General features: G+C 42.1%; 10 protein-coding genes, 1 tRNA gene and 2 pseudogenes. 12 read left to right on the top strand and 1 reads right to left on the bottom strand.

What is annotated here, in order from left to right; all coding sequences use genetic code 11:
• The 11 genes and pseudogenes from tuf to Q0058_RS12700 form a co-directional block, all read left to right on the top strand.
• A pseudogene (tuf, locus tag Q0058_RS12750) lies at nucleotides 1-135 on the top strand (elongation factor Tu); the annotation flags it as partial.
• Between the two features lie 59 nt (nucleotides 136-194).
• Nucleotides 195-265 (top strand) — tRNA-Trp (locus Q0058_RS12745).
• Between the two features lie 15 nt (nucleotides 266-280).
• On the top strand, nucleotides 281-478 hold the full coding sequence (secE, locus tag Q0058_RS12740) for a preprotein translocase subunit SecE (RefSeq protein WP_298224531.1): 198 nt from the start codon (nucleotides 281-283) through the stop codon (nucleotides 476-478).
• 10 nt (nucleotides 479-488) lie between these two features.
• Nucleotides 489-1,040 carry a transcription termination/antitermination protein NusG gene (gene nusG / locus Q0058_RS12735; protein ID WP_298224529.1) on the top strand — a complete coding sequence of 184 codons (552 nt, stop codon included), beginning with the start codon at nucleotides 489-491 and terminating at the stop codon, nucleotides 1,038-1,040.
• Between the two features lie 66 nt (nucleotides 1,041-1,106).
• Nucleotides 1,107-1,553 carry a 50S ribosomal protein L11 gene (gene rplK, locus Q0058_RS12730; RefSeq protein WP_298224527.1) on the top strand — a complete coding sequence of 149 codons (447 nt, stop codon included), beginning with the start codon at nucleotides 1,107-1,109 and terminating at the stop codon, nucleotides 1,551-1,553.
• A gap of 3 nt (nucleotides 1,554-1,556) precedes the next feature.
• Entirely contained in the window at nucleotides 1,557-2,246 is a 690-nt protein-coding gene (gene rplA / locus Q0058_RS12725) for a 50S ribosomal protein L1 (protein WP_298224525.1), read from the top strand.
• Nucleotides 2,247-2,256: 10 nt separating this feature from the next.
• Nucleotides 2,257-2,772 (top strand): 50S ribosomal protein L10, encoded by a 516-nt coding sequence (rplJ, locus tag Q0058_RS12720; protein WP_298224524.1) that lies wholly within the window; start codon nucleotides 2,257-2,259, stop codon nucleotides 2,770-2,772.
• Nucleotides 2,773-2,835: 63 nt separating this feature from the next.
• A complete protein-coding gene (rplL, locus tag Q0058_RS12715; RefSeq protein ID WP_298224522.1) occupies nucleotides 2,836-3,213 on the top strand; it encodes a 50S ribosomal protein L7/L12 in 378 nt (125 codons plus the stop codon).
• Nucleotides 3,214-3,483: 270 nt separating this feature from the next.
• Entirely contained in the window at nucleotides 3,484-7,296 is a 3,813-nt protein-coding gene (gene rpoB, locus Q0058_RS12710) for a DNA-directed RNA polymerase subunit beta (protein WP_298224520.1), read from the top strand.
• A gap of 179 nt (nucleotides 7,297-7,475) precedes the next feature.
• Nucleotides 7,476-11,786 carry a DNA-directed RNA polymerase subunit beta' gene (rpoC, locus tag Q0058_RS12705; RefSeq protein ID WP_298224518.1) on the top strand — a complete coding sequence of 1,437 codons (4,311 nt, stop codon included), beginning with the start codon at nucleotides 7,476-7,478 and terminating at the stop codon, nucleotides 11,784-11,786.
• Between the two features lie 3 nt (nucleotides 11,787-11,789).
• Nucleotides 11,790-12,104, top strand: coding sequence for a DUF3467 domain-containing protein (locus Q0058_RS12700; protein WP_298224516.1), 315 nt, complete (start codon nucleotides 11,790-11,792; stop codon nucleotides 12,102-12,104).
• A gap of 56 nt (nucleotides 12,105-12,160) precedes the next feature.
• Here the strand turns inward: Q0058_RS12700 and Q0058_RS12695 are convergent, their stop codons facing one another.
• Entirely contained in the window at nucleotides 12,161-12,586 is a 426-nt protein-coding gene (locus Q0058_RS12695) for a CBS domain-containing protein (protein ID WP_298224513.1), read from the bottom strand.
• Between the two features lie 372 nt (nucleotides 12,587-12,958).
• Between Q0058_RS12695 and Q0058_RS12690 the strand changes: the two are divergent.
• Nucleotides 12,959-19,158, top strand: a pseudogene (locus Q0058_RS12690) (hypothetical protein); the annotation flags it as partial.

The raw sequence follows: 19,158 nt of genomic DNA, 5'->3' as shown, positions 1-19,158 counted from the left end.
GTAATGCCAGGCGATAACTTAACTATTGATGTAGCTTTATTAAGCCCAATTGCAATGAGCGTAGGTTTACGTTTCGCTATCCGTGAAGGTGGTAGAACAGTTGGTGCTGGTCAGGTGACTGAAATCGTTGAATAATTATTAAGTACACTCATAGAGCCAGCAGATAGCCATTTGGTTGTCTGCTGGCTTTTACTACGGGCGTAGTTCAAGGGTAGAATAGCGGTCTCCAAAACCGTTGATGGGGGTTCGAATCCCTCCGCCCGTGCAAAAAACAAACATGATAATGAAAGTTATAAATTATATATCAGAAGCGTTTGAAGAATTAAAATCAAACACTACCTGGCCGGAATGGGAAGAAGTACAGAGGCTTACTATTATTGTTGCTCTGTTTTCAGTATTGTTCGCGTTGGCAACTTGGGGTGTTGATGAGCTTTTCGCAAAATCAATTGCCGGTTTCTTTAATTGGTTAAAAGCTTAATTTTTTTGTGATGACAGACAGTAATGTGAAAAAATGGTATGTGGTCAGAGCGGTAAGCGGACAAGAGAATAAAGTCAAAGCTTACATCGAAACTGAAATCAACCGATTAGGAATGGGCGATTACATCTCTCAGGTTCTTGTGCCTACTGAAAAAGTAGTACAGGTTCGTGAAGGTAAAAAAATCACCAAAGACAAGGTTTATTTTCCTGGTTATGTAATGATCGAAGCCAACCTTGCGGGAGAAATTCCACATATTATTAAGTCTATCACCAGTGTGATTGGTTTTCTTGGCGAAGTAAAAGGTGGCGATCCCGTGCCTTTGAGAATGTCAGAAGTCAACAGAATGTTAGGAAAAGTAGATGAGTTGGCGGTGAAAACCGATACGCATGCGATTCCTTTCAATGTTGGGGAAACCATCAAAGTTATTGATGGTCCTTTCAACGGTTTCAATGGGACAGTTGAAAAAATCAATGAAGAAAAGCGTAAGCTCGAAGTCATGGTGAAAATTTTCGGAAGAAAAACACCTTTGGAACTGAGCTTCATGCAAGTTGAAAAAGTATAATTCGTTACACTATTATAAACCGCAAACGTCTGCTTCCACAGACTGCTGCAAATTTTTTTAAAAACAATGGCTAAAGAGATTAGTAAAGTAGTTAAACTACAAGTTAAGGGAGGCGCCGCGAATCCATCGCCGCCGGTTGGACCTGCTCTTGGAGCTGCTGGTGTAAACATCATGGAATTCTGTAAGCAATTTAATGCCAGAACCCAGGATAAAGCCGGCAAAGTATGCCCTGTGCAAATCACGGTATACAAAGACAAATCTTTCGATTTTGTCGTGAAAACTCCTCCTGCTGCCGTTCAGTTATTGGACGCTGCAAAGCTAAAGTCCGGTTCAGGTGAACCAAACCGTAAAAAAGTAGCATCTGTTACTTGGGACCAAATCAAAGCAATCGCTGAAGATAAAATGGTCGATTTGAATGCATTCACAATGGAGTCTGCAATGAGCATGATCGCTGGAACAGCTAGATCTATGGGTATAACTGTAAGTGGGGAATCTCCATTAAAAAAAGCGTAAGACATGGCAAAATTGACTAAAAAACAAAAAGAGGCTGCCTCTAAAATTGAAAAGAACAAACTATATTCTTTGAAGGATGCTTCTGCATTAATCAAAGTGGTGGCTTCTGCAAAATTTGATGAGTCAGTAGATATCGCCGTGAAATTGGGTGTAGATCCAAGAAAAGCGAATCAAATGGTACGTGGAGTCGTAACCTTGCCACACGGTACAGGTAAAGATGTAAGAGTTCTTGCATTGGTTACTCCGGACAAAGAAGCGGAAGCTAAAGCTGCTGGTGCAGACCACGTAGGTTTAGACGATTATTTACAAAAAATTAAAGACGGTTGGACAGATATTGATGTCATCATCACTATGCCTGCTGTAATGGGTAAATTAGGTCCGTTAGGTCGTGTTTTAGGACCTAGAGGTTTGATGCCAAACCCTAAAACTGGTACAGTTACTATGGATGTGGCGAAAGCTGTGGCTGAAGTAAAAGCTGGTAAAATCGACTTTAAAGTAGATAAAACAGGTATTGTTCACGCCGGTATCGGAAGAATCTCTTTCGACGCGGATAAAATCAACGACAATGCCCACGAAATCATTCAAACATTATTGAAACTTAAACCAACTGCGGCGAAAGGAACTTACATCAAAAGCATTCACTTGTCAAGCACAATGAGTCCTGCGATTGCCTTAGATCCTAAAGCGGTATAAATTAGAAATCATGACTAGAGAAGAAAAATCAAGAGTTATTGAAGATTTAACTGCACAGTTAGCGGGAACGAATGTTGTTTATTTAGCAGACATTTCTGGTTTAAATGCAGAAACTACTTCAAACCTAAGAAGAGCTTGCTTTAAAGCAGGTATCGAATTGGCGGTAGTTAAAAATACGTTGCTTGGAAAAGCAATGGAAGCTTCAGACAACGACTATGGCGATTTGCCATCAGTATTGGCTGGAAACACTTCAATATTAATCGCTGAGAACGGAAACGCTCCTGCGAAGATCATCAAAGAATTCCGCAAGAAGTCTGACAAACCCCTTTTAAAAGGTGCTTTCATACACCAAGCGGTATTTATTGGAGACAACCAACTCGATGCTTTAATCGCACTGAAATCGAAAGACGAAGTGATTGGAGAAATCATCGGATTGTTACAATCTCCTGCTAAAAATGTTGTTTCTGCCCTTAAATCAGGTGGTGGAAAAATCGCAGGAATTGTTAAAACGTTATCGGAAAGATAACATTAGCCCACGCGCGCACTTAATAAATTATATTTTACAAACTATTTAAAAACGATAGAAAAAATGGCAGATTTGAAACAATTCGCAGAACAATTAGTTAACCTAACAGTAAAAGAAGTTAACGAATTAGCAACAATTTTGAAAGATGAGTATGGTATCGAGCCTGCAGCTGCTGCTGTAGTTGCTGGTCCTGCTGCTGGTGGTGGTGAAGTAGCTGCTGCTGAAGAGCAAACTGAATTTACAGTAGTATTGAAAGACGCTGGTGCTTCTAAATTAGCAGTAGTAAAAGCAGTTAAAGAATTGACTGGTTTAGGTCTTAAAGAAGCTAAAGATTTAGTGGACGCTGCTCCATCTAACATCAAAGAAGGTGTCACTAAAGATGAGGCTGAAGGTCTTAAAAAATCTTTAGAAGAAGCTGGAGCTGTTGTTGAGCTAAAATAAGCTTACCGGTTTTGAAAAACTAGGTTTAGGCCTTGGGCAGCGACGCTCAAAGGCCTAAACCATTTTTCGTATAATAAAATTATATTCCCAATTTTATTATAAAATAGTTAAAATTCCCCAAAAAGTTTTTGATCAATACGAAGACAGAAGTTTACCGAAAGATACTCCGGTTCGCTTTTAAAGAGGTATTGATTTTAAAAAGAAAGTATCAATCAAACCGTGTTTTTACACAAACAAATTACTTTTTTTTAATCAAAATTTTGTCCATTGATGATAACAAATCAGACTGAAAGATTGAATTTTGCCTCCACCAAAAACATCCCGGACTATCCGGATTTCTTAGATGTTCAGGTAAAATCTTTTAAAGATTTCTTCCAACTGGAAACCAAATCTGACGAAAGAGGCAACGAAGGGTTATACAACACCTTCATGGAAAACTTTCCCATCACAGATACGAGAAACAACTTCGTATTGGAATTCCTAGATTACTTTGTAGATCCACCACGTTATACCATTCAAGAATGTATAGAAAGAGGATTGACATACAGTGTGCCTTTGAAAGCACGTTTGAAACTGTACTGTACCGATCCGGAACATGAAGATTTTGAAACGATCGTGCAAGATGTATATCTTGGTACGATTCCTTATATGACGCCTAGTGGTACCTTTGTAATCAATGGTGCTGAACGTGTAGTTGTTTCCCAATTGCACAGATCTCCTGGTGTTTTCTTCGGACAATCATTCCATGCCAATGGAACCAAACTGTATTCTGCCCGTGTCATCCCGTTCAAAGGATCATGGATTGAATTCGCGACCGATATCAACAGCGTGATGTACGCGTATATCGACAGAAAGAAAAAATTACCTGTAACGACTTTATTCCGCGCGATCGGTTTTGAAAGAGACAAGGACATCCTTGAAATCTTCGACCTTGCTGAGGAAATCAAAGTATCGAAAACAGGACTTAAAAAATATATCGGTAGAAAACTTGCTGCGCGTGTATTGAACACATGGCACGAGGATTTCGTAGATGAAGACACCGGCGAGGTAGTTTCTATCGAACGTAACGAGATCATATTAGATCGTGACACGATTATCGACAAAGATAACGTAGAAGAGATCATCGACTCGAACGTAAAATCTATTTTGTTGCACAAAGAAAGTACGAATCAGGCTGACTATTCGATCATTCACAACACGCTTCAAAAAGATCCAACCAATTCTGAAAAAGAAGCCGTTGAGCATATCTACAGACAATTGCGTAATGCAGAACCGCCTGATGAAGAAACCGCTCGTGGTATTATAGATAAATTGTTCTTCTCTGACCAACGTTACAACTTGGGTGAAGTAGGTCGTTACAGAATGAACAAAAAATTAGGTTTGGATATCCCAATGGAAAAGCAAGTCTTGACCAAAGAAGATATCATCACCATCGTGAAATACTTGATTGAATTGATCAATTCTAAAGCAGAGATTGATGATATCGATCACTTATCGAACCGTCGTGTAAGAACTGTAGGCGAGCAATTGTCACAACAGTTTGGCGTTGGTTTGGCGCGTATGGCAAGAACCATCCGTGAAAGAATGAACGTTAGGGATAACGAGGTGTTCACACCAATCGATTTGATCAATGCCAAAACATTATCATCGGTAATCAACTCTTTCTTCGGAACCAACCAGTTGTCTCAGTTCATGGACCAAACGAATCCATTAGCCGAGATTACGCACAAAAGAAGATTATCAGCACTTGGGCCAGGCGGACTTTCAAGAGAAAGAGCCGGGTTTGAGGTACGTGACGTTCACTATACGCACTACGGACGTTTGTGTCCGATTGAAACGCCTGAGGGACCAAACATCGGTTTGATTTCTTCACTTGGTGTTTATGCAAAAGTAAACGGCATGGGATTCATCGAAACACCTTACCGTAAAGTTACGAATGGTAAAGTCGATTTAGACTCTACACCTACTTATTTAAGTGCTGAAGAAGAAGAAGGCAAATTGATTGCGCAAGCGAACATCAAAATGGACAACAGCGGAAAAATCACCGCCGATAAAGTCATTGCCCGTGAGGAAGGTGATTTCCCTGTAGTGGATCCGGCTGAAATCCATTATACTGACGTAGCGCCAAACCAGATCGCTTCGATTTCCGCATCGTTGATTCCTTTCTTGGAACATGATGATGCGAACCGTGCGTTGATGGGATCGAACATGATGCGTCAGGCCGTACCGTTGTTGCGTCCTGAAGCTCCAATCGTAGGAACGGGTCTTGAAAGACAAGTGGCTTCTGATTCGCGTGTATTGATCAATGCTGAAGGTCACGGAGTAGTAGAATACGTAGACGCGAATATCATCACCATCAAATACGACCGTTCCGAAGAAGAAAGAATGGTTTCTTTTGAAGCTGATGAGAAAACATACAATTTAATCAAATTCAGAAAAACGAACCAAAGTACCTCAATCAACCTGAAACCGATCGTAAGAAAAGGCGACCGAGTGGTTCCCGGACAAGTATTGTCTGAAGGGTATGCAACCCAAAACGGAGAACTCGCTTTAGGTAGAAACCTAAAAGTAGCGTTCATGCCATGGAAAGGGTACAACTTCGAGGATGCGATCGTAATCTCTGAAAAAGTGGTTCGCGACGATATCTTTACTTCAATCCACGTAGACGATTATTCTTTGGAAGTTCGTGATACGAAATTGGGTAACGAAGAATTGACGAATGATATTCCAAACGTTTCTGAAGAAGCGACCAAAGATTTGGATGAAAACGGAATGATTAGAATCGGAGCCGAAGTAAAACCTGGTGACATTCTAATCGGAAAAATTACACCAAAAGGAGAATCAGATCCTACGCCGGAAGAGAAACTTTTAAGAGCGATCTTCGGGGATAAAGCGGGTGATGTGAAAGATGCTTCATTGAAAGCTTCTCCATCGTTACACGGTGTGGTTTTAGACAAAAAATTATTCGCGAGAGCGGTAAAAGATAAACGCAAACGTACACAAGATAAAGATTCTTTGGGTGCGCTTGAAATGGAATTCGAAACGAAATTTGTTGAATTGAAAGACAAATTAGTAGAGAAATTATTCCTAATCGTCAACGGAAAAACATCGCAAGGTGTGATGAATGATTTGGGTGAAGAAGTATTGCCAAAAGGTAAAAAATACACCCAAAAAATGTTATATGCCGTTGAAGATTTCGCTCACTTAAGCAAAGGACAGTGGGTTGCGGATGACGCTACCAATAAAATGGTAAACGACTTGATCCACAACTACAAAATTAAGCTGAACGATTTGCAAGGTGCGTTGCGTAGAGAGAAATTCACGATTACTGTCGGTGACGAATTGCCAGCCGGAATCCTGAAACTCGCTAAAGTATACATCGCCAAAAAACGTAAGTTGAAAGTGGGTGATAAAATGGCAGGACGTCACGGTAACAAAGGTATTGTTGCGCGTATCGTTCGTCATGAAGACATGCCTTTCTTAGAAGACGGAACACCGGTAGATATCGTACTGAACCCACTTGGAGTACCATCCCGTATGAACATCGGGCAGATTTACGAAACGGTATTGGGTTGGGCCGGTATGAACTTAGGACGCAAATTCGCGACACCTATTTTCGACGGAGCAACGCTAGACCAAATCAACGAATTGACTGACGAAGCAGGAATCCCAAGATTCGGACATACATACTTGTATGACGGAGGAACCGGAGAACGTTTCCACCAGGCAGCAACCGTAGGTGTTATCTATATGCTGAAACTAGGACACATGGTCGATGATAAGATGCACGCGCGTTCTATCGGACCGTACTCTCTTATTACGCAACAACCTCTTGGAGGTAAAGCGCAATTTGGAGGGCAACGTTTCGGAGAGATGGAGGTTTGGGCACTTGAAGCGTACGGCGCGTCAAGTACACTACGTGAAATCTTAACCGTGAAATCGGATGACGTGATCGGAAGAGCCAAAACTTACGAAGCGATCGTAAAAGGCGAAACGATGCCAGAACCAGGTTTGCCGGAATCCTTCAACGTATTGATGCACGAATTAAAAGGGCTAGGCCTCGACATTCGTTTAGAAGAATAAAGAAGCAGTAATCAGTCCCGGATTCGTTTTCGGGATTGGTTATTATAATTTTTAGGAGCTATTCCCGCTGTACGTTCCCAATCTTTTTCGCCGAACACCGGCAAAAAAGGATTTCCACTGCCATCGGGGCTAAAAAACAAAACAGTTTTCAATTTCAAAATAATTCAATAGTAACGACTATGATGAATAATAGAAATAACAATAAAGATAAAAATCCAATCAAAAGATTTGACAAAATCTCGATTGGACTAGCTTCACCTGAATCGATCTTGGCTGAGTCAAGAGGCGAGGTGTTGAAGCCGGAAACTATCAATTACAGAACCCACAAACCAGAACGTGATGGTCTTTTCTGCGAGCGAATTTTCGGTCCGGTAAAAGATTTCGAATGTGCTTGTGGAAAATATAAAAGAATCCGCTACAAAGGCATCATTTGCGACCGTTGTGGAGTAGAAGTAACCGAGAAAAAAGTACGTCGTGACCGAGTAGGACACATCAACCTTGTCGTGCCGATTGCACACATCTGGTACTTCCGTTCGCTTCCGAACAAAATCGGTTATATCCTTGGTTTGCCGTCTAAGAAATTAGACATGATCATCTACTACGAAAGATACGTGGTGATCCAGCCGGGTATCGCTAAAAATGCAGAAGGCGACGCGATCCAAAGATTAGATTTCTTGACTGAAGAAGAATACTTGAACATTCTTGATTCACTTCCACAGGAAAACCAATACCTTGATGATATGGATCCAAATAAATTCGTTGCCAAAATGGGCGCCGAATGTATCATGGATTTGTTAGCGCGTATTGACCTTGACGGTTTGTCTTACGACTTGCGTCACTCGGCGAATAACGAAACCTCAAAACAAAGAAAAACAGAAGCGTTAAAGAGACTGCAAGTAGTAGAATCTTTCCGTGAATCGAACCTGAACAGAGAAAATCGTCCAGAATGGATGATCATGAAAGTCGTTCCGGTGATCCCGCCAGAATTGCGTCCGTTAGTGCCGCTTGATGGTGGTCGTTTCGCGACTTCCGATTTGAACGATTTATACCGAAGAGTAATCATCCGTAACAACCGTTTGAAACGTTTGATGGAAATCAAAGCGCCTGAAGTAATCTTGCGTAACGAAAAACGTATGTTGCAGGAATCTGTAGACTCGTTATTCGACAATACAAGAAAAGCTTCTGCTGTTAAAACAGAATCAAACCGTCCGTTGAAATCGCTTTCGGATTCCCTAAAAGGAAAACAAGGTCGTTTCCGTCAGAACTTACTTGGTAAACGTGTCGATTATTCGGCTCGTTCGGTAATCGTCGTTGGACCGGAATTGAAATTGTTCGAATGCGGTATCCCAAAAGATATGGCAGCGGAACTATACAAACCATTCGTCATTCGTAAATTGATCGAAAGAGGCATCGTAAAAACCGTAAAATCGGCCAAGAAAATCATCGACAAGAAAGAACCCGTAGTTTGGGACATTCTTGAAAATGTAATCAAAGGACACCCGGTATTGCTGAATCGTGCGCCTACTTTGCACAGACTTGGAATCCAGGCGTTCCAGCCAAAACTGATTGAAGGAAAAGCAATCCAATTGCACCCTTTAGTGTGTACGGCTTTCAACGCGGATTTCGATGGGGATCAGATGGCGGTTCACTTGCCATTAGGACCAGAGGCTATTTTGGAAGCACAATTGTTAATGTTGGCTTCTCACAATATCCTAAACCCTGCGAACGGAGCTCCGATTACGGTACCTTCACAGGATATGGTTTTGGGTCTGTATTACATGACCAAAGAAAGAATCTCTACGGATGACCATAAAATTTTAGGACAGGATTTGACTTTCTATTCTGCTGAAGAAGTGAATATCGCTTTGAATGAAGGAAGATTGGAATTGAACGCTCGTGTAAAAATACGTGCGAAAGATTTCAATGAAGAAGGAAAACTCGTATATAAAATCATCCAGACTACTGCCGGACGTGTATTGTTCAACGAAGTAGTTCCGGAAGAAGCAGGTTATATCAATGACGTATTGACCAAAAAGAACTTGCGTGATATCATCGGAAGAATCTTAAGCGTAACCAATGTTCCAACGACTGCTGCCTTCCTAGACAGCATGAAGGATATGGGTTATAAATTTGCCTTCAAAGGTGGATTGTCATTCTCATTAGGGGATATCATCATTCCTGAAAGAAAACAAGAATTGATCGCTGATGCCCGTGAGCAAGTCGAAGGAATTTCGGCAAACTACAACATGGGACTCATCACGAACAACGAAAGATACAACCAAGTCATTGACGTCTGGACTTCAACCAACGCGATGCTTACAGAATTGGCCATGAAAAATATCCGTGAAGACCAGCAAGGTTTCAACTCGGTATACATGATGCTTGATTCCGGTGCGCGTGGTTCGAAAGAGCAAATCCGTCAGTTAACAGGTATGCGTGGATTGATGGCGAAACCAAAAAAATCTACCGCCGGTGGTGGTGAAATTATCGAGAACCCGATTCTTTCGAACTTTAAGGAAGGGCTATCGATCTTAGAATATTTCATCTCTACGCACGGTGCTCGTAAAGGATTAGCGGATACCGCTTTGAAAACGGCGGATGCTGGTTACCTTACAAGAAGACTTCACGACGTTTCTCAGGATGTGATTGTGAATATCGACGACTGTGGTACTTTAAGAGGTATCGAAGTGTCTGCCTTGAAGAAAAACGAAGAGATTGTAGAAAGCTTCGGAGAACGTATCTTAGGACGCGTTTCCCTACAAGACGTAGTCAATCCATTGACTTCAGAAATCATGGTCTATTCAGGCCAGCAGATCACCGAAGCCATCGTAAAAGATATCGAAAACTCACCAGTTGAAAAACTCGAAGTGCGTTCGCCATTAACTTGCGAAGCGTTGAAAGGAATCTGTGCGAAATGTTACGGTAGAAATTTAGCGACCGGTAAAATGACGCAAAGAGGTGAAGCTGTGGGTGTAATTGCTGCACAATCCATTGGTGAGCCAGGAACACAGTTGACTTTACGTACGTTCCACGTGGGTGGTACGGCAGGAAATATCTCTGAAGAATCAAGCATCGTAACGCGTTTCGACGGTCGTCTGGAAATAGAAGATTTGAAAACGGTTAAAGGTGAAGATTCTGACGGAAATTCAACAGACATCGTCGTGTCACGTTCTACAGAATTGAAATTGATCGATTCTAAAACAGACATTTTATTAAGCACACACAACATTCCTTACGGTTCTAGTATTTTTGTGAAAGACGGAGACGTCGTCACAAAAGGAACTACAATCTGTAAATGGGATCCGTATAATGGGGTTATCGTTTCCGAATTTACCGGAAAAATCGCTTATGAAGATCTTGAACAAGGACAATCGTTCCAAGTTGAGATTGATGAGCAGACTGGTTTCCAGGAAAAAGTAATCTCGGAATCTAGAAACAAAAAATTAATCCCGACCTTATTGGTTTACGGTAAAGACAACGAATTGATTCGTTCATACAACTTACCGGTAGGAGCTCACCTTATGGTTGAGAATGGAGAGAAAATCAAGGCCGGTAAAGTATTGGTGAAAATCCCACGTCGTTCGTCAAAAGCGGGCGATATCACGGGAGGTCTTCCGAGAATTACCGAGTTGCTTGAGGCTCGTAATCCATCGAACCCAGCGGTAGTTTCTGAAATCGACGGGGTGGTTACTTTCGGTAAGATCAAACGTGGAAACCGTGAGATCATCATCGAATCGAAGTTTGGTGAAGTGAAGAAATACTTGGTGAAATTATCAAGCCAGATTTTAGTTCAGGAAAATGACTTCGTGAGAGCGGGAGTTCCGTTGTCTGATGGCGCCATTACACCGGAAGATATCTTGAGAATTCAAGGGCCAGCTGCTGTTCAACAGTACTTGGTGAATGAAATTCAGGAAGTGTACCGTCTGCAAGGGGTTAAAATCAACGATAAGCACTTCGAAGTAGTAATCCGTCAAATGATGCGTAAAGTACGCGTAGAAGATCCGGGAGATACTTTATTCTTAGAAGAGCAATTAATCCACACTAAAGATTTCATCGTCGAAAACGACAATCTTTACGGAATGAAAGTCGTTGAAGATGCCGGAGATTCTGAAACCATCAAACCAGGACAGATCATTTCGCCGCGTCAGTTGCGCGATGAGAACTCTTTGTTGAAACGTTCGGATAAAAACCTGGTTACTGCTCGTGATGTCATTACAGCTACAGCTACACCAGTTTTACAAGGGATCACAAGAGCATCACTTCAAACGAAATCATTTATTTCTGCTGCGTCGTTCCAGGAAACCACGAAAGTGTTGAATGAAGCTGCCGTAGCCGGAAAAGTGGATGAACTTGAAGGATTGAAAGAAAATGTCATCGTAGGTCACAGAATCCCAGCCGGAACCGGTATGAGAGAATATGACAACGCAATCGTGGGTTCTAAAGACGATTACAACGAAATGATGGCGAATAAAGAAGAATATATTTATTAAGATATGAGCGATTCTAAACAACCACAGCAAGGGCAAATCAATATCGAACTTGATGAAGCCACCGCCGAAGGAATCTATTCCAATTTGGCCATCATCAACCATTCAGCTTCTGAGTTTGTCTTAGACTTTGTGTGTATCATGCCTGGTACACCCAAAGCGAAAGTGAAATCAAGAATTGTACTGACGCCGCAACACGCCAAGAGATTGGTGAAGGCATTGGCAGAAAACGTCCACCGTTTTGAAGTTTCCCATGGGGAAATTAAAGACAGTGAACAACCGCCGATTCCACTAAATTTCGGGACTGCAGGTCAGGCTTAATAAATGATTTAAATAAAAAAAACCTCTCAAGAAATTGAGAGGTTTTTGTTTTTCTGCTACTGTGTGATGTAAGAGTTCAGGTGTTCTATCGTGTCCTTCTGGACTTCAATAATGGCCTGCACGACATCGCCAATCGAAATGACGTTAATCAACTTGTTTTGGTCCACTACAGGCAAATGGCGCACTCTTTTGCTGCTCATCAATTCCATGCAATAATCAATCGAATCGGACGGCTTTACAGCGGTGAAATCCAGATCCATGATTTCATGAACTAAGGTGTTTTTTGAATTCTTGTCCTTCAGGACCACCTTTCTCGCATAATCTCTTTCAGATAAAATCCCTTTCAGAACATCCTCTTCAACGACCAGGATAGCGCCGATGTTTTTATCACACATCAATTTGAGCGCTTCGAAGACCGTGAGGTTTGGCAGTACAGTATGAACCTGACCGCCTTTTTTGCTTATGATTTGATTTACAGTCATACCGATAAAGTTTTAAGTTTCATAAAGGTATGAAAAAACGGATGCCCTAAATTTTAATTGTTCCAAATTTATGAGGCTCAGGATGTTAATTTTCTTGAATCAGCCGGCCAAAGGCGATTGAAAACACAGTCATTCTTTTTTCTGTAAATTTCCTTACAAAAAAATGGCAGAATCTAAATTAATTAACTAAAAAACAATTATTTATCAACACGAAAACGTTTTAGTAAACCAAATCGAGAATCGAAAACAAAAATTAGGTTAAAAAACCATTAAGTTTATGAGGTCAAAATAAGATAAATAGGATGTTTTTTAAAGCCCAACGGTTTTAGAAACATTTTTTTGTCGGATATCTCTAACTAAACTCAATCAATTATGAAAAAATTTCTATTTTCCTTTTGTTTGCTGATGGTTTGTCTCTCGATTCATTCTCAGAATTTTTCGAACTGGACAGGCTCTGGCAACTGGAGTAATTCGGCCAACTGGTCAAGCGGCACCGGTTATGGTCAATTACAATTCCAAGGTGCGGGCAGTACGACCAATTGTGTCAACGATGTCAGTGGTATGAGCCAGTGGCGCCTTTATTTTTCAGGGGGAAGTTCCTATAACCTTACCGGAAGCGGCTCGGTAAACCTTTTTGATTTTGGAGGCAATCAAAGTTGGGTGCTCAGTGATGCTACCGTGGGGCAAACGATTAATTTCCCCATCAATTTTAACGATGCTGGTGCCAGAACTTCTTGGATTACCGCAAGGAGTACAGGAGCTTTGACTTTTAATGGAAATCTCGGCACCGGTGGCGGTATTACTGCTTTGCGAGTAGCCAATACCAATGCTGCCAGCTCTGTTACCCTCAATACTTTATCGGGTGCCAAGACGCTTGTGATTGGTAGGGATAATGTTGACGCCGATCAATCCAATACAAGGGTTACCATCACGGGGAATAATTCAGGATATACAGGTTCAGTATTTGTTCATGCAGGTACCTTGTTCGTCAATGGAAGCACTTCTTCCAGTAGCGCGTTTTCAGTGACCAGCGGTGCTACTTTAGCCGGTAATGGAACTGTTGCTGGTACCGTAGCTGTTTCAGGTACAGTTTCTCCAGGAGCTACAGCGGCCACAACAGCCAATTTAAATACAGGAAGCATTACCTTAAATGGCAGTTCTTCTTATCGAATAGAAATGAATAACGCAACAGGATCTGCGGGAACTTCAAGTGGATGGGATAGAATTACTTCTACTGGAGCCATCACTTGTTCAGCTTCTCCAATAACATTAACTTTAGTTTCTTTATCGGTTGCTAATTTTAATCCGGCTAATGCTTATACCTGGCCCATTGCATCAGGAAGCAGTGTTTCAGGTTTCAATACCAGTAATTTCACTATCAATACAGCAGGTTTTACATCCTTTACAGGAACTTTTGCGGTGACTTTAACTGGTGGAAATACCATCAATCTGGTCTATTCCCCGCCGTCTACAGCGCCAGCACAACCTAGTGCCATTACAGGTTCTGCATTGGTATGTAATGGTTCTTCGCAAACTTATAGCGTAACCAATGATCTCAATGCCACAAGCTACGTATGGACATTGCCAAGCGGCTGGTCAGGTACGAGTTCTACTAATAGTATTACGGCAACTGTTGCCAGTCCTGGAGGTTCTATTTCAGTAATTGCGAGAAATGCGAGTGGTGATAGTTTGCCGAGTTCGTTGGTGGTTACCGTCGGTGTAGCAACTTCTATTACGACGCAGCCAGCAACAAGCGCACAATCTGCTTGTCTTGGCGGTTCGGTCACTCCTTTGTCAGTAGTAGCTGTCGGAGGTTCGTTAACTTATCAATGGTATAGCAATACTACTGCTAGTAATTCGGGAGGCACCTTGATTTCTGGCGCCACTTCATCAAGTTATACGCCTACTTATTCAGGAGGAACGGCAGTATATTATTATTGTGTGGTGGGTGGTTCTTGCGCGCCAACTTCAGTAACCAGTAATGTGTCAGGGGCAGTTACCATTGGTGGTTTTCCAAATGATAGCGGAACCTACACCATCACTAATGGCGGAAATGCCGGACAAGGCTTCGGTCCTTGGTTCTTTGGTGTATCTGGTGGAAATGGAGGCACCTTCAACGGGGGTTCAGATATAGGACAATCCTGGGGGATTTATGCCAATTCAGGCGGATTGACTTCTGCGGTTCGACCATTTTTAGCACCATTGGCTATTGGAAGCAATGTTAGTTTCGCTTATGACAATGGTGAAATTGAAGTCAATGGTAATAAAGTTGGTGTCCGATTGAGAAACTCCAGCAATAATATTTTAGCGGAGTTCCGTTTTACCGGAGGCGATGCGCAATATTTTATCAGCGATGCTACTACGAGCAACACCGGCGTAAATTTCACGACAAGCGGACTTAGCAAAGTGACTTTTGCCTATACAGGTGCCAACACCTACAGCCTTTATGTTACAAGATCCGGAGTTACTACAGTATTAACGGGAAGAACATTTGCAACTGCTACAGGCGGACAAGTGCCAGCCCAGATCGAGTTCTTCAACAGCAATGCCGGCGGAGGGTCTATCAGAGATGTGTTTTTCACCAATTTGACGATAGGTTATCCGGTGTTATTGGCGCAACCTTCAACAAGTCCGCAGGATGTTTGTCAGAACAGTGCTGCAACGCCTTTATCTGTAACAGCCTCTGGAAGCAATTTAGGATACCAATGGTATAGCAATCCGGGCGCTATTATGTTGAATGGACAGACTTCATCGACTTTTAGCCCGCCAACTGCTGCCACTGGAGCTAATTCCTATTATTGTGTAGTGAGTTACACAGGAAGTTGCGGAACAGCACCAAGCATCACAAGCAACGGTTCGGGAACAGTAACCGTATACGGAACGCCAACAGCTTCTATGTCCGGAACAGCGACGGTTTGTCAGAATGCAGCTTCTTCAATAACATTTACAGGTTCCAATGGAACACCTCCTTATGAATTTCAATATACAGTTTATAATGTAGGCAGTATCGTTCCTCCAAGACTAGAAACGGTCACTACGACTTCAGGGAGCAGCGTTACCGTTACTATTCCAACAAATTTGCTTGGAAGTACTCAATATGAATTAATAGGCGTTAGTTCTAAATTAGGTTCGTCTGGGGTTTGTACTGCGACGGCTTCAGGTTCATTAACAGTGACCGTAAATGCAGCCACAATTTTCTATACTGATGCTGATGCTGATACTTATGGAGATCTTGCGAGTCCGGTAAGCAGTTGTAACGGAACAACGCCTCCGGGTACGGTTTCAAATGCAACGGATTGTGATGATACAGATTCATCGAAACATGAGAAATTTTCATTTTATGCAGATAACGACGGAGATACATATGGCGCTGGTGCTTTAGTGCTTGTTTGCGCTTCGGATGCGTTTACACCACCAACTGGATATTCAACAGACAATACTGATTGTGATGACACTGATTCCAGAAAAACCATTACTTATCCTTTCTATGCTGATGCAGACGGAGATACTTATGGAGCGGGTAGTTTGGTTCAGGCATGTGCGATCAACGATCTGACGCCGCCAACGAATTATTCCTTAAACAATACAGATTGTGACGATGCTAATGTGTTGAAATTCAATAAGTTTTCGTTCTACATAGATGCAGACGGTGATACTTTCGGAAGTACTGCAACGGCTTTGGTTTGCGCGGTCGATGCGCTATCACCACCTTCAGGATATTCTTTAAATGATACCGATTGCGACGACACGAATGCCTTAAAAACCATCACTTATGCTTATTATGTAGATGCTGATGGCGATACTTTCGGAAGCCTTACGTCAGAATTACTATGTACGGTAAATGCGACGTCACCTCCTGCAGGATATTCCGTAAACAACACCGATTGTGATGATGCCGATCCATTAAAATTTAATCTATTTGCTTTTTATGAAGATGCCGATGGCGATAATTACGGAACCGGAACGCCTATTTTAGTTTGTGGTGAAAACAGTGTTACACCGCCAACGGGTTATTCATTGAATGGAACCGATTGCGATGATACGGACAATACAATTTATAGAAGCACTGCTTTATACGTTGATGTAGATGGCGACGGCTACGACGACGGTTTGGTTTCAGGACCATTATGTTATGGTGCTACTTTACCGGCAGGAACTTCTTTATCAACGCTAGGTTCGGATTGCGATGACGCCGATGCTTTGATTTACCGCTCGGCAACTTTGTATACTGATGCTGATGGCGATACTTATACTGTAGGATCGGGAACTGTTGTTTGTTATGGTGATGATTTACCAACAGGAACAACACTAACACCTTCTCAGAAAGAAGATTGTGATGATTCAAGTGGCGCAGTTTATCGCAGTGATATTTTGTATACAGACTTCGATTTGGATACTTACACTGTCGGAGCCGGAAGTTTAGTATGTTGGGGCGGTTCTTTGCCGTTCGGTAAGACTTTGACCGCTTCTCAAACGGAAGATTGCGATGATACCGATTTCTTAATTTATAGAAGTGCAACACTTTATACAGACGCTGATAATGATGGCTATACTTTAGGACTTGGAAGTGTTGTTTGTTACGGTGCTGATTTACCAGCAGGAACTAGTTTGACCGCTTCTCAAACGCAAGATTGTGATGATACCAACGCATCCATTTTTACGACTGCTAATTTGTATACGGATCTCGATGGAGACGGACATGATGATGGCGCCATCATTGGAATTTGTATAGGAGCTAATATCCCGCTAGGAACATCAGCAACAACTTTAGGATCTGATTGCGATGATACGAATGCCTTGATATACAGAAGTGCTACGTTGTATACAGATGCTGACAATGATACTTACACCATTGGATCAGGAAGTGTTGTTTGTTATGGTCTTAATTTGCCAGCAGGAACCCGATTGACACCTTCTACAACAGAAGATTGTAATGACGCCAATGCAGCTATTTACAGAAGCGCAACCTTATATACCGATGTTGATAGCGACGGATATGACGCCGGATCAGCAGTTGTTTGTTACGGAGCAACATTACCTGCTGGAAAATCATTGACCACGTCAGGAAGCGATTGTGATGATGCGAATCCAGCCGTAAACCAAAGCAGTAATTTATATGCAGACAGCGATAACGACGGATTTGGAGCCATTACTGCCACCGCTGTTTGTGCGCCGGTAAGTTGTTCATCCAATACGATTGCGATCAATTTCAGAGTCGATATGACAGGGCAAACCATTACCTCAGGCGGCGTTCACATTGCAGGGAATTTTGCTTCTAACGGTTCAACCACTATTACAAGTGATTGGAATCCATCGGCTGCGGGAAGCCAAATGCGTTTGATTGGGAATAGCATATACGAATTGACCGTTTTATTCCCAGCCTCTTCTGCGGGTGCTAACTTAGAGTTTAAATTCCTCAGAGGTAACAATTGGTTTGATGGAAGTCAGCTCAGCGAACAAAATATACCAGGCAGCTGCGGTAATGGTGGAAACAGATTGATTGCGCTTCCTAGTAAGTTCTTGGCATTTAATGCAGCTTATGATCAATGTCCGAGCACTTTGCAGAAGTTCTTATGCAGTGGAACGGATTGTGATGACACGAATGCCACGAAAAACAACACTTTCCCATTCTATGCCGATGCCGATGGAGATAGTTTTGGCGCAGGAAGTTTAGTATCAGTTTGTGCTGTCAATGCAACGACTCCACCAACAGGATACGTCTCAAACAATACAGATTGCGATGACACGAATCCTGCAATCTATAGAAGTGCTTTCTTATATACTGATGCTGATAATGATACTTATACCGTAGGTGCGGGAAGTTCTGTTTGTTATGGGGCTAATTTACCTGCAGGAACTACCTTAACTGCATCAGGAACTGAAGATTGTGATGATACGAATGCTGCGATCTACAGAAGTGCTTTCTTATACACAGATGCCGATAATGATACTTATACTGTAGGTTCAGGAAGTTCTGTTTGTTACGGAGCTTCATTGCCTGCAGGAACTACATTGACAGCATCTGGCACAGAAGATTGCGATGATGCGAATGCAGCTATTTATAGAAGCGCTACTTTGTATACCGATGCCGATAATGATACTTATACCATAGGCACCGGAAGTGTGGTTTGTTACGGGGCGTCATTGCCAGCCGGAACAACTTTGACACCATCTAACATAGAAGATTGTGATGATACCAACAGTGCAATTCATCAAGCTTTTGGTTTCTATGTTGATGCGGATCAGGATAGCTATGGTTATGGAAGCGAAGTGATGGTGTGTGCGGAAAACCCGAATGTTGCGCCAATAGGATATTCCTTAAACAATACCGATTGCGACGATACCAATGCTAACATCTATCAGTTTGCAACGTTCTATGTTGATGCTGACGGAGATACATACGGAAGTACCACAACTGCTTCAGTTTGTTCAGGTTTGGCTACGCCAGCAGGCTATTCAACTACCAATGATGACTGTGACGATACCGATGCAGATTTAAACCCAGCAAACCCATGTGCTACAGGAAAAGTAGTGAATTTGACCTTGTTTGTTGAAAGTTACTATATCGGAAG

The organism is Flavobacterium sp. (assembly GCF_027484705.1).
GTDB lineage: Bacteria > Bacteroidota > Bacteroidia > Flavobacteriales > Flavobacteriaceae > Flavobacterium.
Note: the sequence above shows the minus strand (reverse complement) of the source record. Positions and strands in the feature narration are given on the sequence as shown.